We start from the raw sequence: 12,821 nt of genomic DNA, 5'->3' as shown, positions 1-12,821 counted from the left end.
GTTATCATCTCCAGAATGAAACGGAGCGCGGCCGTGGAACTGATCGATCTGCTCACCTTTTCTGCCGTCGCACGGCTCGGCGGCATCACGCGCGCCGCCGAGGAGCTCAACACGGTGCAGTCCAACGTCACCCAGCGCATCAAAGCGCTGGAAGCCGAGATCGGCACCGCGCTGTTCGAACGGCACAGCCGCGGCATGACGCTGACCGGCGCCGGCCGCAGACTGTTGCCTTACGCCCAACGCATGGCGGCGCTGACGCGCGAAGCGGTGTTTGCCGCACGCGACGATGGCGAGCCCAAGGGTCCCCTGTCGATCGGCTCGATGGAGACGACCGCCGCGGTGCGGCTGCCGACGCTGCTCGCTGAATTTCATCGCCGCCATCCCGCCGTGCGCCTGACGCTGCGGACCGGCCCGACCGCCGATCTAGTGGCCGCCGTGCTCGACGGCTCGCTCGACGGCGCATTTGTTGCCGGTCCAATCGAGCACGCCGAGCTCACCTCGACGGCCGCCTTCAGGGAGGAACTGGTTCTCGTCACCGCGCCGCGCTGGAAGTCGCTGGCCGCATTGCGTGCCGGCACAGCGGAATCCGGGCCGACGGCGCTCGTGTTCCGCACCGGGTGCACCTACCGGCAACGCCTTGAACAGGTCTTCACCGAGTTCGGCTGGCCGTCGGCCGCGCGCTTCGAACTCGGCACGCTTGACGGCATGATCGGCTGTGTCGCCGCCGACATGGGCGTGACCCTGCTGCCGCGCGCCGTCGTCGAACGCGATCACGTCCGTCGCGAGGTCAGTATCCACAAGCTCGACCCGCGGCACGCCGGCGTCGACACGCTGTTCATCCAGCGCCGCACCACGCATCAATACAGCGCACTGCAGGGACTGGTCGCCTGCCTTGCCGGCGACGATCGCGTGATCGCCGCATGACGACCTCAGGCGTGGCGTTTTCGCATGGACACCACGCCGTGATCGGGCTTTGCCTCACCGCGCGGGCGCATGCTATGCGCAGGCCATGCCCGCCCCTATCCTTCCTCTGATCGATGCAGCACCGCACTGGCCCGAGCGCGGCGCGCTGATCGGCCTCGACCTCGGCACCAAGACCATCGGCGTTGCCGTCTCCGATCCGGACCGGCGGCTCGCGACCGGTGTCGAGACCGTCAAGCGCAAGGCCTTCAAGGCGGACGCGGCGCGGCTGCTCGCGATCGCGGCCGAGCGCAACGCGGTCGGCTTCGTGCTGGGCCTGCCGATCAACATGGACGGCAGCGAGGGCCCGCGCGCGCAATCGACCCGGGCGTTCGCCCGCAACCTCGCAGGGCTCACCCCGCTTGCCATTGCGTTGTGGGACGAGCGGCTCTCGACCGCGGCGGTCGAGCGCGAGCTGATCGGGATGGATGTCAGCCGTAGCCGACGCGCCGAGGTGATCGACGAACACGCCGCGATCTTCATCCTGCAGGGCGCGCTGGACCGGCTCGCGAAGCTGCGCGCGGATCACTGACCATGGCCGTGGTGATTGCGGCGCTGTTGCCGGTGTTCCTGCTGATCGTGCTCGGCTTCGTGCTGAGGCGGACGCTGATGCGAATAGACACGCAGTGGCACGGGCTGGAGCGGCTGACCTATTACGTGCTGTTCCCGGTGCTGTTGGTGCAGACGCTGGTGAAGGCGGATCTGACAAAAGTGCCGATCGCCGGTGTCGGCGGTGCACTGCTGCTGTCGGCGCTCGCGATGTCGCTGCTGTGCCTTGCGCTGCGCTCCCCGCTCGCCCGCGCCGGCGTCGACGGTCCGGCCTTCACCTCGATCTTCCAGGGCGCGATCCGCTGGCAGACCTATGTCGCGCTGTCGGTGTCAGGCAATCTCTTTGGGAGCGTCGGGCTCGCGCTGGCATCGGTGGCGATGGTCGCGATCATCCCGCTGGTCAACGTCTTCAGCGTCGCCGTGCTGGCGCATTACGCCGCGCCGCAGAAGCAGTCGACCGGCGCGATCGTGATGACGGTCGTGAAGAACCCGCTGATCTGGGCCTGCGTCATCGGTCTCGCCATCAACGTGGCGCACATCCCGCTGCCCAAGATCTGGCACGAGGTTGCCAATGCGCTTGGTGGCTCGTCGCTCGCGATCGGCCTGCTCGTGACCGGCGCCGGATTGCATCTGGAAGGCATGTTCCGCCCCAGCCTCGCTGCCAGCGTCGCGCTGGTCCTGAAGCTGGTGCTGATGCCTCTCCTCGCCGTCGCGCTCGCGACGTGGTTCGGCCTCAGCGGCTCGAGCCTTGCGATCGTCGCCGCTTGTGCCGCGGTGCCGACCTCCCCCTCCGCCTATGTGATGGCGCGCCAGATGGGCGGCGACGCGCCGCTGCTCGCCCAGATCATCACGCTGCAAACGATCCTGGCCGCGATCACGATGCCGATCGCGATTGCTGCGGTCGGGCTTTAGCGCGCAGCTATTTGACGGCACCGCCGGTAATGCCGGTGATGAAGCGATCGAGAAGGAGGTTGTAGGCAATCGCCACCGGGACACTGGCAATCAATGCGCCAGCCATGATCTCACCCCAGAAGAAGATATCACCTCGAACAAGGTCTGTCGCCACACCAAGCGTGATCGGCTTCTGCGCGGACGAGGAAATGAAGGTCAGCGCGTATACGAACTCCTGCAACGTCAAGGTGAACGTGAAGATCACGGTCGTCAGAATCGCCGGCAACGACAATGGGATCACCATCCTGACAAAAGCGCCGAACATGCTGCAGCCGTCGACGATCGCCGCTTCCTCGATCTCGGGCGGCAAAGCCTTGAAGAAGCCCATCAACAACCACGTACAAAATGGAATGGTGAAGGTTGGGTAGACCAGCACGAGCGACCACATCGAATTCTGCAGTCCGAGGTTGGCGATGATCCGCGAGAGTGGCAGGAACAACAGGGTTGGCGGCACCAGGTAGGTCAGGAAGATGCCGATCCCCAGCGCTTCACCGTTTCTCCCGGTCAAACGTGCCAGGCTGTATCCGGCGGGCAATGCCACAATCAACGTGATCGCGACTACGCAGAGCCCGATCACCAGCGAGTTCAACAGCCAACGCGCGAACAGCGTCTGCTCGAACAGGTAGCGGAAATGTTCGAGCGTGGGCGCCTCGTTGAACCAGAACGGAACGTTGGTAACGTCGTACAGGTCTGGATTGCTCTTGAACGAGGTGATCAGCATCCAATAGAACGGGAAAGTGGTCACGACGACGAAGAAGGCAATTGCGAGATAGAACCCGACCTGACCGGCCACGTTGGTGACGACGCGTTGCATCTCAGACCTCCCTCCGCCGGATGAATCGCAACACGACGATGACCACGATGAGCAGGACCGGCAGCATGAACAGCGAGATGGCGGCACCGTGCGATACGTCGCCGGAAACGATGCCGACCTGGAACCCCCGAAAGCCCAGAACCGAGGTTGCATTGACGGGGCCGCCATTGGTCAGCAGGTAGACGATGGAAAGGTCGGTAAAGGTGAACACGATGCCGAAGATCAAGCCGACGGCGACGATCGGGAGGATCAACGGCAGCACGATCTGGTAGTTGCGCCGCCAGAAGCCGGCGCCGTCGACGGTCGCCGCGTCGATGATATCCTGCGGGACCGAAGTGATGCCCGCGAGGAAGATGACGATCGCAAAGGGAAAGAAGCGCCATGCGTTGACAATGATCACGCAGAGCATTGCCAGATGAGGGTTGCCGAGCCAGTTCGGCGCGTCCGAGCGGTTGATGATGCCCAGCGCGATCATCGACCAGTTGATGACGCTGTAGAGGGAATCAAACATCCACTCCCAGGCGACGGAGGCCAGCGCGATCGGCACGGCCCAGGGCAATATGATCAACGCCCTGACGATCTTGCGACCGGCGAACGGCCGCATCAGCAAGAACGCACCGAACTTGCCAAGGATCAGTCCCAGGAGCTGCGATCCAAACGTGAAGAGAAACGTGTTGCCCAGCGTCTCGAGAAACACCGGGTTCTTTATAATCTGCGCGAAATTTGCCAGACCCACGAAGCGCCACGACGGATCGTAGATCGTATAGGCGCTGACCGAGTAATACACTGCCAGCAGAAACGGCCCTCCGACCAGCAGCAGGACATAAAGGATCGCGGGCGCGACGAAGACGGCGCCGAGCGTTCCGCGCCTGTCCAGAATGTAGCGGAAGCGCGAGCCTGGTTTGGTGACTGGTTCAGCAATGGTAACCATTATACGACCTGGTTTAATGTCGACCGGTCCGCTTGCCGTCCTGGTCAAAATAGCGCAGGTCGCGGTTGTGCACGGCGAACAGGTGCCGCTCGCCGGGTCGGACGCTTTCTTCTGCGGTGTGGGCCGGCAACTTCGCCGTAATAAGCTGAGGCGAATCGAAGCCTTCAATCGCGCCGTAAACGATCCGTTCGGAGCCGAGATACTCGTAGCGATCGACACGGAACCAAAATTCTGTGACCGTACCGTCCCTCATCATTTCCATGGGGAGAAAATTCTCCGGACGGAAGCCGAGATACGCCCCATTGTGGGTGAGCAGGTTCATGGGCGGCGCGCCGACAAAGGTCGCGACAAATCGATCGGCGGGCTCGTCGTAGATCTCTGCCGGCGTTCCCACTTGCCGAACCTTCCCATGATCGACAACGGCGATGCGATCGCCCATGGCCATCGCCTCGACCTGATCGTGGGTGACATAGATGGTGGTGACGCCGACCCGCCGCTGGAACTGCTTGATCTCTTGGCGGGCTGAAGCTCGCAATTTGGCGTCGAGGTTTGACAGCGGTTCGTCGAGCAGGAGCGCGGTCGGCTCGCGCACCAGCGCACGCGCAAGCGCAACACGCTGTCGTTCGCCGCCGGACAGCTGACGCGGCGTCCGGTCGAGCAGATGCTCGATCCCGAGAAGGCGCGATGCCCAATTGACCTTCTTTTCGATCTCGGTGCGGGGCACGCGCTGGGTTCGGAGCGGAAAAGCGATGTTCTTGCGCACCGTATAGTGCGGATAGAGGCCGTAGCTCTGAAACATCATCGCCACGCCGCGGGCCCGCGGCGGAACGTCGTTGACGACATTGCCGCCGATGACGAGATCGCCGCTCGTCTGCCTCTCGAGCCCGCAGATGATGCGCAGGAAGGTCGTCTTTCCGCAGCCCGAGGGTCCGAGCAGGACCACGAACTCGCCGTCCGGTACCGTCAGCGAAATGCCGTTAACCGCGAGAACTTCATCAAACCTTTTGACGATGTTCCGCGCAGATACCGTAGCCATTGGTCATCCTAGCAGCGTTGATCTTTCGCGCCGCCGATCGCTTGGCGGCGCGTGGTTCCTGTCTGCCCTTCTGCTTCCAGTCTGCGCCGTGGCCTGCGTGCGAACCCAGGCCTGGGCGCGGGCAATCGCTTCACGTCTTCTGTTGCCACTTGGTGAGGATGGCCTCGCACTGTTGCGCAGCCCATTTGACCGAGTCTTCAGCCGTCATCGCGCCCGTTGCCGCCTTCGCCATCATGTCGCAGATGATGAAGTCGTTGTAGACCTCGTCGGTCGCGGGCGTTGCCGGCCCGGGATAGCCGGGAACGGCGGACCACTCGTCTGAGGTCTGCAGCGCGGCCAACTTGTCGCGCGGTGTCGAGGTTGGATCATCCGACAGCAGCGGCATTGGTTTGGGCACGATATTGGCAAAGATCGGGTTGTTGTACCCCGAACTCGCCTTGAACGCCTCGATCCAGTGGTCGGCGTAGTATTTGAGAAACTCGATCGCCGCCTCCTGGTTCTTGCCGAACTTCCAGATTCCGTAGAATTCCGAAGCGCCGCCCATCAACCGACGCACCGGACCCTTGGGGGGCTCCATCACGAAGATATCGTCGGCCACTTTCTTGTTGAGTTGCTGGGCCGTCCGATAGGCCGAGATCGGGTTGATGATCAGCGAGCTGACGCCCGAGTCGATGTACTGGTTGTTGCTGGCGTCGCTCCACGACAGGACGTCCGACGTCATCGCCTCCTTGTAGAGGGCGGCGGCGAACTTGACCGCCTCGACCGACCCCTTGCTGTCGAGAACGACATGCTTGCCGGCCTCGTCCTGGACGGCGCCGCCATAACTCCACAGCACGCCTCGCCACGTCGTGTTCGGATCGTTTGAGTGACCGAGCGAAATCCCGACCGGGTGACCTTTCTGCTTCAGCTTCGCGCCGCCGATCCGGACATCGTCCCACGTCTCGGGCTTCATGCCGATCCCCTCCCACAGACTCTTGCGGTACATGACCGGGAAATTGATGTAATAGTCGGGAAACGCAGACCAGGTGTGGTCGTCCTGGTTGTAACCAATCTGCCGCCCGATCACGGTGATCTTGCCGTACTTCTTCTCGACCGACTCGACCAGGCTGGTAACGTCGACCAGGAACTTGCGGTAGAGATGCGCCCCGCCCGCGCCGTTCCATCCGAACAGATCGTGCCCGGATCCGGCCGATGCTTCGGCGGCCGCGCGCGCGGCGACGTCCTGCACCGGAATGTGGTCGACCGTGACCTGGATGTGGTTCTTCTCGCCCCAATCCTTTGCGAATTTGTCGAACCATGTGTCATAGGCCGGAACGAAGTGACTCCATTGCACGATCGTCAGCGTCTTGGTGTCGGCCATGGCGCGGGATGCAAAGGGCGCGGACAGCACCGGAGACGCACCGGCGGCGGCAAGAACGAGGCTGGTGTCCCGCAAGAACCGGCGCCGGGTGATGGATGAAGGTCTGGCTGTACTCATCTGGGCTCCTCCCGGTTGTTTGCCGATTGTCCGGCAGCGGTTGGATGAGGCGCGCCCCACTCGATGAAATGTCTGCCTCGTCGTGTGTGAACCACCAACGAGAAGTTCCAACGAGAAGTTCCATGCGACTTTCGGACAAGCCTTGGTCGCGTTTTCCCCTCCCGCGGTTGCTGCACGCCCCCGGCAAATCACCCCGCGGCGCGCGGCTGAGTTCGTTGCCGCCGGAGATCTTCGGGCGAATTGATCGTCGACGGGCTCGCGACACCAGAGTGACTTAAGCCTTTCGATCCCGGCCAGCTCCGCCCCGCTTACGCCCGCGCAACATCCGCTTCCATGCGGACCAGCCAACGGATGACGCCTCGTCATAGCGGCGCACCAAGAGATGAGCACAAGCGACTGCCGCATGAATGCCAAACATTGTTGGATCCAGCCGGCTCAACTGCAGTGCGCGCGCAGCGTGGTCAATCGCGAGATCCGGTTCTCATCACCAAACCCTGAGCCAGGCACTCAGCCTCCAGGCCGATGCGTCCTTCCGTAGCCGCCCGCACGATATGGGGACCGGGTCCGAGAGTGATGTCTGGCCCCACGACCCCGTAGAAGCGCTCGGCTATTTCGGAAGCGCCGAGATTTTCTATTGCGCTAAAGCCCGCGCCGCGCAGCAACTCGTGCAGTTCGGCAGGCTCGAAGAGGCTGAGCCAAGGCTCACCGCGCGCCGCCGCTCTTTCGGCCGTTGCTATAGTGCTGGCGCGGTGCATACTCATAAAATAGTCACGTCGGCTTGCCCTCAATGGGCCCCGTTGCGGCCGGCGTTGTGGATACACGCCGGCCTTGGGCCTTTGCTGACATCGGGTGCGGCGTATGCGGTGGAACCAAATATCCGCATATCGTCGATGAGCACCGGGCCTTCGAGGGCGCGACCATAGCCAGCGGAATTGCTCACCATCTCGTTTGTTTTGATTGGCATCAGGAAGGGAGCATCGTGCCATGAAAATAGCGATCATCGGGACCGGTACCGTCGGTAGCGCCCTCGCGCGAGGACTTCGAAAATCCTCGCACTCGCACACTGTTGTTCTTGGGGCGCGCGATATCACCAATAAAGCCACACAAGACCTTGCTGCCGATGTCGGCGCAGGGCTGGCGTCACCGGCAGAGGCTGCCAAGTCTGCTGACCTGGTCGTTCTCGCACTTCCGTGGAACGTTGCCGAAGCTGCCATCAAGGCTCTGGGCGATCTTTCTGGCAAGATCGTCATCGATTGCATGAATCCGCTCGGGATGATTGGTGGCGTTCTCGAACTCACGCTCGGTCATACGACCAGCGGCGGCGAGATTGTGGCCAGCTGGCTGCCGGGCGCGCGCGTGGTGAAGACGCTCAATCAGGTCGGCGCGGAGATCATGGCCGACAATGCCGGCATGCCGCACAGGCCGGTGATGTTCATGGCCAGCGACGACACACAGGCGAAGGCTGCAGTCGCGACGGTATTGACAGATTTGGGTTTCGAGCCGCTCGACGCCGGCGACATCAGGACGTCGCGCCTCCTCGAACCCTTCGGAATGGTCTGGATCAACCAGGCGCTCCTGCGGGGGAAAGGCCGGACCTGGGCATTCGCTGCCGTGGACCGGACGTGAGCTCATGCTTCGAAGTTCGACATGTCGCTGTGCCTGCAACAACGTCGCAGCGAAGGTGAGCCTAGCCTCTACCTAACGGTCATCCCGTCAACCACCAGGTCTGGATCGTGGCCGCCAGGTTGTTCAGCCCGTGCAGCACGATGGTCAGCCAGACTGAGCCGGTGCGATAGCGCAGATAGCCGAACAACAGCCCGATCGACAGCACCTCGCAGAGGAAGAACCAATCGTACTGGAGATGCATCATCGTCCAGACCAGCGATGACAGCAGGATCGCGCCATAGGGGCCGAGCCGGGATTCCGACCAGCCGCGATACAGCCAGCCGCGCGCGAACAGCTCCTCCCAGATCGGCGCGGCAACCGCGAACGCGATCACCAACAGCCAGAGCGCGCCCTCGGCCTGAGCCGATTTCAGCACATCCCCCATGAAACCGGGGAGCACGTCGCGGCCGGCCGCGCGGGACACCATATCCCAGCCGCCGATCACTACGACGAGCGCGATGACGCCGATGACGACGTTGCGCCACGACGTCCAGCGCAATCCGAGATAATCGGCGAACGATATCCGCGTCGGACGGATCGCGACCCATAGCGCCAGCAGCACCATCGGCAGGCCTGCCATCACCGAAAGCGCAATCGTCACGCCGTCGGCGACCACATGGGTGATACCCTCGGTGGACAGCGGACCGCCCTGCTTGATCACGTAATAGATGATCACGGCGAGCTGGCCGAGAAACATCGCGGCGAAGATCAGAAGCCCCCACAGCGCCGTGCCCCAGAACTTCCAGACCCGTGGCGGGCGCGGCGACGGTTCGACGGCCGAGGGCGGCGGTTCGGGATTGATTGCGTCCATCAGCAGGCCTTCATGGCAGTGCGCGCACGAGCAGCGCGCGCTGGTCCTCGTCAGACAGTTCGACCGCGCCGTACATGCCGGCATGGTTTCCGGCGAGCCGCGTGGCCGCGAACAGTTCGGCGTGATCAGGCGCGATCCGGTTCAGCGCCGCGGCCGCCGCAAGCAGCGCGAGCTTCTCGACCGCAAGCCGGGCCACGCGCTCGCTGTCAGCCCGGCGGAACGCCTTGCCGACCGACGCGACGGTCTCGACGGCGCCCGGCAGGCCCTTGGTGTCGTCGGCGAGCGCGCGCAGCACGGCCAATGCGGCGTCGGCCTCGCGGCCGAGCGCGCGCAACACGTCGAGGCACATCACATTGCCGGAGCCTTCCCAGATCGCGTTGACCGGCGACTCCCGGTAGTGACGCGCCAGAATGCCCTCCTCGACATAGCCGTTGCCGCCGAGGCACTCCATCGCCTCGTAGAGGAAGGCGGGCGCGCTCTTGCAGACCCAGTATTTGATCGCAGGCGTCAGCAGCCGCATATAGGCGGCCTCACCCGCATCACCGGGCGCGCGGTCGAAAGCGCGGCAGAGCCGCATCGCCAGCGCAACCGACGCTTCGACATGCAGCGCCATGTCCGACAGCACCGCCTGCATCAGGGGCTGATCGGCGAGATGCTTCTGGAACACGCTGCGATGGCGCGCGTGATGCAGCGCATGCGCAAGCCCCGAGCGCATCAGGCCCGCGGAGGCAATCGCGCAGTCCTGCCGTGTCAGCTGCACCATCTGGATGATGGTGCGGATGCCCTTGCCCTCCTCGCCGATCAACTCGGCATAGGCGCCGTGGAATTCCACTTCCGACGACGCGTTGGAACGGTTGCCGAGCTTGTCCTTCAGCCGCTGGAACCGGATCGCATTGACCGAGCCGTCGGGCGCGAAGCGCGGCATGAAGAAGCAGCTCAAGCCGTCCTTGGCCCGCGCCAGCACCAGGAACGCGTCGCACATCGGCGCCGACATGAACCATTTATGGCCGGTGATGCGGTAGGCATCGTCGTCGCGCTCCGCCCGCGTCATGTTGGCGCGCACGTCGGTGCCGCCCTGCTTCTCGGTCATCCCCATGCCGAGCGTCATGCCACGCTTGGTCCACCACGGCGCAAAGCTCGGATCGTAGGAGCGCGCGCCGATCACCGGCATGATCTTCGCCAGAATGTCCGGCTGCGCGGCGAGCGCCGCGACCGAGGCGCGCGTCATCGTGATCGGGCAGAGGTGGCCGGTCTCGACCTGGGAGGCGATGTAGAACTTCGCCGCGCGCACCACCTCGGCCGCCCCGCCGGCCGGTTCGCCTTGGGCGGTCCAGGTCGAATTGTGCACGCCGGCATGCGCCGAGTGCGCCATCAGCTCGTGATAGGCCGGATGAAACTCGACCGTGTCGCGGCGATTGCCCCTGGAATCGAACAGACGGAGTTTTGGCGTGTTCTCGTTGGCGAGGCGCCCGCGTTCCGCCATCGCGGCGGAACCCCAATGCTTGCCGAAATCCGACAGCTCAGCCGTGGCCGTCGCCCCGCCATTAGCCGCGACCGCCGCAGCCAGCGGCGCATCGACCGCGAACAGGTCGACATCCTCGAACGGCGGCGACTGGTTCAGCACCTCGTGGGTGGCAAATGAAGCCTGCGTCATGGGCGTGTCTCGAACCTGTCAGAAATCAATTGCGGTGCGAAGGTATCGGGAAATCATAGGCTTGTCCGCCCGCCCCCGGCAGCGAAAAGTGCCACCATTCCTTCGAATAGTTCACAAATCCCTGCCTGGCCATGGCCGCCAGCAGGATGTTCCGCCATCGCCGCTGCGCCGGCGTGATCGTATCAGCGGCGGTGTGCCCTTTCGCACCGGAGCAGTCATAGCCGGTGCCCATGTCGACGCTCCCCTCTGGCGCCCGTGCCGCCGCCGGAGCGGTGCAGTCGGCGTAGTTGCGCGCGGGATCGAACTTGCCGGAATTGTCGGCGGTGAGATCGACCAAGGTGAGATCGAGGGCACCTCCGGTGGAGTGCCCCGAATGGGTGGCGATGTAGCCGAGGCGGAACAGTTCTGCCTTGGAGAAGGCCGGATTGTAGCGCCGCTCAGCCGCGGTTTCCCTGCCGTTCTTCGACCACGCGACCATGTCGGCGCCGGCGCGGGCCGGCCGGTAGCAATCGAACATCTTGAGCGAGAGTTTTCGCCGCGCGAGTTCCTGCTGCACGGCCTTCAGGCGAAGCCCGACCTCCCGCTTCACCACGCATTCGCCGGCACCGTAGCCCGCGATCGGCCGGCCCATGAAGTTGTTCGAGGTGGCGTAGCGGATGTCCTGGATGATGGACGGATCGATGTCGCGGAGGAACACGAAATCGCCGGCCAGGCCCTGCGCAATGGCCGGCGACATCCAGGCCACGACGGCAGCGACGATCACAACAATTTTCATGACTTCTCGCTCCATCCTCGTGGCCAGGACAGCGTCGCTACCGGTCACCTGTTGCCCTGGTCATCCACGTCTCTGTTCCCGAAAAACCAGCAAAGGCAAGACGCGGAAGGCTGGAGCAGCCCCCCTTCATCACAGAGCCAGCCAGCCGCTGTCGCCCCCTTCACCCTGCAGATGGGGATAACTTCCATCCCCCCTCTTCGCGCTTGCCCCTCGGGCCATCCGCGCCTATAGCTCTGGCTTTAATGACCCCATCATTGAAATCGACTTTCGTCCTCGGTCACCGGCATCTGCTGGGCATCGAGGGCCTTTCCGCCGACGACATCACGGGCCTGCTCGACCTCTCCGAGGAGTATGTCGAGCTCAACCGCCAGGTCGACAAAAAGCGCGCCAGCTTGCGAGGCCGTACCCAGGTGAACCTGTTCTTCGAGGCCTCGACCCGGACCCAGTCCTCGTTCGAGATCGCCGGAAAACGGCTGGGCGCCGACGTCATGAACATGTCGGTGTCGTCGATGTCGACCCGCAAGGGCGAGACGCTGATGGACACCGCGGTGACATTGAACGCGATGCACCCCGACATCCTGGTGGTGCGCCACCATGCCTCGGGCGCGGTCGAGCTGCTTGCGCGCAAGGTTGACGGCTCCGTGATCAATGCCGGCGACGGCAGCCATGAGCATCCGACCCAGGCGCTGCTCGACGCGCTGACCATCCGCCGCAACAAGGGCCGGATCGAGGGGCTCACGATCGCGATCTGCGGCGACGTGCTGCATTCGCGCGTGGCGCGCTCGAACATCCTGCTGCTCAACACCATGGGCGCCCGCGTCCGCGTCGTCGGCCCCTCCACGCTGCTGCCGCCGGGCATCGAACGAATGGGCGTCGAGGTCGCGCGCGACATGCGCGAGGGGCTCAACGGCGCCGACATCGTGATGATGCTGCGGCTGCAGCGCGAGCGCATGAACGGCTCCTTCGTGCCGTCGTCGGGCGAATACTTCCACTATTTCGGGCTCGACCAGAAGAAGCTCGGCTACGCCAAGCCCGACGCGCTGGTGATGCATCCGGGCCCGATGAACCGCGGCGTCGAGATCGACACCTTCGTCGCCGACGGCGCGCAGTCGCTGATCCGCGAACAAGTCGAAATGGGAGTGGCAGTGCGCATGGCGGTGCTGGAAGCACTCGCCCGCAACCTGCCGAACGCGTGAGA

Annotated in this window: 12 protein-coding genes; 5 read left to right on the top strand and 7 right to left on the bottom strand. The window is 64.0% G+C overall.

Annotated features, from left to right (window positions below):
• Nucleotides 1-33: 33 nt before the first annotated feature.
• From MTX23_RS15765 to MTX23_RS15755, 3 genes are all read left to right on the top strand, one after another.
• Nucleotides 34-924 carry a LysR family transcriptional regulator gene (locus MTX23_RS15765; RefSeq protein WP_280977586.1) on the top strand — a complete coding sequence of 297 codons (891 nt, stop codon included), beginning with the start codon at nucleotides 34-36 and terminating at the stop codon, nucleotides 922-924.
• Nucleotides 925-1,009: 85 nt separating this feature from the next.
• Nucleotides 1,010-1,492, top strand: a complete 483-nt coding sequence (gene ruvX / locus MTX23_RS15760; RefSeq protein WP_280977585.1) for a Holliday junction resolvase RuvX — start codon at nucleotides 1,010-1,012, stop codon at nucleotides 1,490-1,492.
• A gap of 2 nt (nucleotides 1,493-1,494) precedes the next feature.
• Nucleotides 1,495-2,421 carry an AEC family transporter gene (locus MTX23_RS15755; RefSeq protein WP_280977584.1) on the top strand — a complete coding sequence of 309 codons (927 nt, stop codon included), beginning with the start codon at nucleotides 1,495-1,497 and terminating at the stop codon, nucleotides 2,419-2,421.
• Nucleotides 2,422-2,428: 7 nt separating this feature from the next.
• Here the strand turns inward: MTX23_RS15755 and MTX23_RS15750 are convergent, their stop codons facing one another.
• The 4 genes from MTX23_RS15750 to MTX23_RS15735 all read right to left on the bottom strand — a co-directional run bounded on the left by MTX23_RS15750 (nucleotide 2,429) and on the right by MTX23_RS15735 (nucleotide 6,718).
• Nucleotides 2,429-3,274 carry a carbohydrate ABC transporter permease gene (locus MTX23_RS15750; RefSeq protein WP_280977583.1) on the bottom strand — a complete coding sequence of 282 codons (846 nt, stop codon included), beginning with the start codon at nucleotides 3,272-3,274 and terminating at the stop codon, nucleotides 2,429-2,431.
• Between the two features lies 1 nt (nucleotide 3,275).
• On the bottom strand, nucleotides 3,276-3,878 hold the full coding sequence (locus MTX23_RS15745; RefSeq protein ID WP_280978091.1) for a sugar ABC transporter permease: 603 nt from the start codon (nucleotides 3,876-3,878) through the stop codon (nucleotides 3,276-3,278).
• A gap of 340 nt (nucleotides 3,879-4,218) precedes the next feature.
• Complete coding sequence (locus tag MTX23_RS15740; RefSeq protein WP_280977582.1) at nucleotides 4,219-5,241, bottom strand: ABC transporter ATP-binding protein; 1,023 nt, start codon at nucleotides 5,239-5,241, stop codon at nucleotides 4,219-4,221.
• Between the two features lie 130 nt (nucleotides 5,242-5,371).
• Nucleotides 5,372-6,718: an extracellular solute-binding protein gene (locus MTX23_RS15735; protein WP_280977581.1), complete on the bottom strand. Its 1,347-nt coding sequence runs from the start codon at nucleotides 6,716-6,718 to the stop codon at nucleotides 5,372-5,374.
• Nucleotides 6,719-7,702: 984 nt separating this feature from the next.
• Here MTX23_RS15735 and MTX23_RS15730 point away from each other — a divergent pair.
• On the top strand, nucleotides 7,703-8,344 hold the full coding sequence (locus tag MTX23_RS15730; RefSeq protein WP_280977580.1) for an NAD(P)-binding domain-containing protein: 642 nt from the start codon (nucleotides 7,703-7,705) through the stop codon (nucleotides 8,342-8,344).
• Between the two features lie 79 nt (nucleotides 8,345-8,423).
• On the opposite strand, the gene MTX23_RS15725 is transcribed toward MTX23_RS15730, so the two are convergent.
• Genes MTX23_RS15725 through MTX23_RS15715 form a run of 3 tightly spaced genes read right to left on the bottom strand, consistent with a single transcriptional unit; the run spans nucleotide 8,424 to nucleotide 11,584 of the window.
• Nucleotides 8,424-9,194, bottom strand: coding sequence for a CPBP family glutamic-type intramembrane protease (locus MTX23_RS15725; RefSeq protein WP_280977579.1), 771 nt, complete (start codon nucleotides 9,192-9,194; stop codon nucleotides 8,424-8,426).
• Between the two features lie 10 nt (nucleotides 9,195-9,204).
• On the bottom strand, nucleotides 9,205-10,848 hold the full coding sequence (locus MTX23_RS15720; RefSeq protein ID WP_280977578.1) for an acyl-CoA dehydrogenase family protein: 1,644 nt from the start codon (nucleotides 10,846-10,848) through the stop codon (nucleotides 9,205-9,207).
• Between the two features lie 25 nt (nucleotides 10,849-10,873).
• Nucleotides 10,874-11,584 carry a M15 family metallopeptidase gene (locus MTX23_RS15715; protein WP_280978090.1) on the bottom strand — a complete coding sequence of 237 codons (711 nt, stop codon included), beginning with the start codon at nucleotides 11,582-11,584 and terminating at the stop codon, nucleotides 10,874-10,876.
• Nucleotides 11,585-11,865: 281 nt separating this feature from the next.
• Here MTX23_RS15715 and MTX23_RS15710 point away from each other — a divergent pair, with 281 nt between their 5' ends.
• Nucleotides 11,866-12,819 carry an aspartate carbamoyltransferase catalytic subunit gene (locus MTX23_RS15710; protein WP_280977577.1) on the top strand — a complete coding sequence of 318 codons (954 nt, stop codon included), beginning with the start codon at nucleotides 11,866-11,868 and terminating at the stop codon, nucleotides 12,817-12,819.
• The last annotated feature ends 2 nt before the right edge of the window (nucleotides 12,820-12,821 follow it).

The sequence above is a fragment of the Bradyrhizobium sp. ISRA436 genome (assembly GCF_029910015.1).
GTDB lineage: Bacteria > Pseudomonadota > Alphaproteobacteria > Rhizobiales > Xanthobacteraceae > Bradyrhizobium.
This window is presented reverse-complemented; position numbering and strand designations above follow the sequence as displayed.

Excerpts from the sequence above, each read along its gene's own strand:
- MTX23_RS15735 (WP_280977581.1), bottom strand. The coding sequence starts at position 6,718 with ATGAGTACAGCCAGACCTTCATCCATCACCCGGCGCCGGTTCTTGCGG.
- MTX23_RS15730 (WP_280977580.1), top strand. The coding sequence starts at position 7,703 with ATGAAAATAGCGATCATCGGGACCGGTACCGTCGGTAGCGCCCTCGCG.
- MTX23_RS15755 (WP_280977584.1), top strand. The coding sequence starts at position 1,495 with ATGGCCGTGGTGATTGCGGCGCTGTTGCCGGTGTTCCTGCTGATCGTG.
- MTX23_RS15745 (WP_280978091.1), bottom strand. The coding sequence starts at position 3,878 with ATGCGGCCGTTCGCCGGTCGCAAGATCGTCAGGGCGTTGATCATATTG.
- MTX23_RS15750 (WP_280977583.1), bottom strand. The coding sequence starts at position 3,274 with ATGCAACGCGTCGTCACCAACGTGGCCGGTCAGGTCGGGTTCTATCTC.
- MTX23_RS15740 (WP_280977582.1), bottom strand. The coding sequence starts at position 5,241 with ATGGCTACGGTATCTGCGCGGAACATCGTCAAAAGGTTTGATGAAGTT.
- MTX23_RS15720 (WP_280977578.1), bottom strand. The coding sequence starts at position 10,848 with ATGACGCAGGCTTCATTTGCCACCCACGAGGTGCTGAACCAGTCGCCG.
- MTX23_RS15715 (WP_280978090.1), bottom strand. The coding sequence starts at position 11,584 with ATGTCGCCGGCCATTGCGCAGGGCCTGGCCGGCGATTTCGTGTTCCTC.
- MTX23_RS15710 (WP_280977577.1), top strand. The coding sequence starts at position 11,866 with ATGACCCCATCATTGAAATCGACTTTCGTCCTCGGTCACCGGCATCTG.
- MTX23_RS15725 (WP_280977579.1), bottom strand. The coding sequence starts at position 9,194 with ATGGACGCAATCAATCCCGAACCGCCGCCCTCGGCCGTCGAACCGTCG.
- ruvX (WP_280977585.1), top strand. The coding sequence starts at position 1,010 with ATGCCCGCCCCTATCCTTCCTCTGATCGATGCAGCACCGCACTGGCCC.